We start from the raw sequence: 1,420 nt of genomic DNA, 5'->3' as shown, positions 1-1,420 counted from the left end.
ATTCTGGGGCAGGATTACGCCTCCAACGATATCGTCGAACGCCTGGATGCCTTCTTCGGCGGCACCGCTGGCAAGCCCAAGGGCGAGTCCCGTGCGTACCGCAACATCGGCACCGGTTCCCAGATTCTGAAGGCACTGGGCGTGCGCAAAATGCGCCTGCTCAGCTCCCCGATGAAATTCAACGCGTTGAGTGGTTTCGACCTGGAAATCACCGAGTACTTGGACGCGGATAGTTGAATGAGACGCCCGATGCCTGACGCCTCAGGCCTGATGCTTGCGATTTTAGCGTTGGGCATTGGGCTTTCGGCGTCAGGAAGCTAATCGAAACCACTGGACGCTCCTGCCTTGCCAGGTGCGACCAATGATCAGGACAAGACACATGCAAAACATCAAGACTCTCGAAGGTACTCTGAGCAACGTGGGTGGCCGTTACGGTATCGTGGTGGCGCGCTTTAACAGCTTTGTGGTGGAAGCCCTGCTGGACGGTGCCGTGGATGCGCTGGTGCGTCACGGGGTGAGCCGTGACGATATTGAAATCATCCGTGTACCCGGTGCCTGGGAAATGCCGGTGGCGGTGAAAAAGGTCATCGAGAAGCGTAGCTATGACGCGGTGATTGCGCTGGGCGCGGTGATTCGTGGTGGCACTGCCCACTTTGAGTTCGTGGCCGGCGAAGCCGCCAAGGGCATTGCCTCGGTTCAGAACAGCACCGGTACCCCGGTGGCGTTCGGCGTGCTGACCGTGGACACCATTGAGCAGGCCATCGAACGCTCCGGCACCAAGGCCGGTAACAAGGGGGCGGAAGCCGCCCTGTGCGCACTGGAAATGGTGTCGCTGTTTAAAGCCCTGTAATTCCAGGGGCGCGGCGCTGGGCGCAGGCGCCCGGCATCGTTTTCCGTTATCTGAGGTCGCATGAACAATCCATCTACACCCAGTGCCCGTCGCAAGGCGCGTCGTTTCACCCTTCAGGCGCTGTACCAGTGGCAGCTGGCCGGTGCTGCCGTGAGCGACATTGAAGCCCAGTTTCTGGCGAATCAGGATTTTGCCAAGGTGGACCGTGAATACTTTCATGATCTGCTGCACGGGGTGCTGGGCCAGGTGAAAGCGCTGGACGAGCAGCTCACGCCCTATCTGGATCGGCGTGTGGAAGAGCTGTCCCAGGTGGAAAAAGCGATTCTGCGACTCGGCGCCTTCGAGTTGAAGGAACGCCAGGATGTGCCTTACCGGGTGGTGATCAACGAAGGCATTGAACTGGCCAAGGTGTTTGGCGCAGAAGATTCCTTCAAGTACGTGAATGGGGTGCTCGACAAGCTGGCGCGCCAGTTGCGTTATGCGGAAGCGTCGGAACGCCGCCCCCGTGACTGATACCCGCTGCTAGCGTTGGCCTGCCCGTGCGTTCTGCGGGCAAGCCGCGTTATGCTT

At 59.7% G+C, this 1,420-nt stretch carries 2 protein-coding genes and 1 pseudogene; all 3 read left to right on the top strand.

The genetic code is table 11. The features are described from left to right. Positions 1-237 (top strand): annotated as a pseudogene (locus tag A3730_RS25405) (bifunctional 3,4-dihydroxy-2-butanone-4-phosphate synthase/GTP cyclohydrolase II); the annotation flags it as partial. A 142-nt stretch (positions 238-379) separates the two neighbouring features. Further along, positions 380-850, top strand: a complete 471-nt coding sequence (ribE, locus tag A3730_RS25400; RefSeq protein ID WP_007150362.1) for a 6,7-dimethyl-8-ribityllumazine synthase — start codon at positions 380-382, stop codon at positions 848-850. 60 nt (positions 851-910) lie between these two features. Then, complete coding sequence (nusB, locus tag A3730_RS25395) at positions 911-1,363, top strand: transcription antitermination factor NusB (protein ID WP_063520721.1); 453 nt, start codon at positions 911-913, stop codon at positions 1,361-1,363. The last annotated feature ends 57 nt before the right edge of the window (positions 1,364-1,420 follow it).

This window comes from Alcanivorax sp. HI0044 (assembly GCF_001634945.1).
Note: the sequence above shows the minus strand (reverse complement) of the source record. Positions and strands in the feature narration are given on the sequence as shown.

What these genes read in the sequence shown, in the direction of transcription:
- ribE (WP_007150362.1), top strand. Translation starts at nt 380, where the DNA reads ATGCAAAACATCAAGACTCTCGAAGGTACTCTGAGCAACGTGGGTGGC.
- nusB (WP_063520721.1), top strand. Translation starts at nt 911, where the DNA reads ATGAACAATCCATCTACACCCAGTGCCCGTCGCAAGGCGCGTCGTTTC.